1 protein-coding gene is annotated in these 781 nt (G+C 48.1%); it reads left to right on the top strand.

Translation table 11 applies throughout. The features are described 5' to 3' along the window. On the top strand, positions 1–781 hold a 781-nt coding region (locus R7Z49_RS24435), incomplete at both ends, for an ATP-grasp domain-containing protein (protein WP_318112285.1).

Genomic DNA, 781 nt, shown 5'->3' with positions numbered 1-781 from the left:
TACTTCAACGAAGCAGTAAGCGTATCGAATGAATCTCCAGTTCTACTAGACCGATTCCTAGATGATGCAACAGAAGTGGATATCGACGCTATCTGTGACGGTGAGCGCGTGGTTATCGGCGGCATCATGGAGCACATTGAGCAAGCGGGCGTTCACTCTGGTGACTCTGCATGTTCGCTTCCTGCTTACACACTAAGCCAAGAAATCCAAGACAAGATGCGTGAGCAAGTTGAGAAGCTGGCTTTCGAACTTGGTGTTCGTGGTCTGATGAACACGCAGTTCGCAGTAAAAGACCACGAAGTTTACCTAATCGAAGTAAACCCGCGTGCTGCACGTACAGTTCCATTCGTATCGAAAGCAACCGGTGCACCACTAGCGAAAATCGCTGCACGTGTAATGGCGGGTCAATCTCTGGAATCACAAGGTTTCACTAAAGAGATTATTCCTCCTTACTACTCAGTCAAAGAAGTCGTTCTACCTTTCAATAAGTTCCCTGGCGTTGACCCTCTATTAGGTCCTGAAATGCGCTCAACAGGTGAAGTGATGGGTGTTGGTGCAACGTTTGCAGAAGCTTACGCAAAAGCAGAGCTTGGCTGTGGCAGTGTGTACCCTGAAGGTGGCCGTGCGCTACTTTCTGTTCGTGAAGGTGATAAGCAGCGTGTTGTTGACCTTGCGTCTAAGCTAGTAAAATTGGGTTACCAATTGGATGCTACTCACGGTACTGCTGTAATCCTTGGTGAAGCGGGTATTAACCCTCGCCTGGTAAACAAAGTACATGAAG

The organism is Vibrio sp. 1562, assembly GCF_033340155.1.
GTDB classification, from domain to species: Bacteria; Pseudomonadota; Gammaproteobacteria; order Enterobacterales; family Vibrionaceae; genus Vibrio; species Vibrio alginolyticus.
The sequence above is the reverse complement of the archived record's forward strand: the minus strand, read 5'-3'. Positions and strand labels throughout refer to the sequence as shown.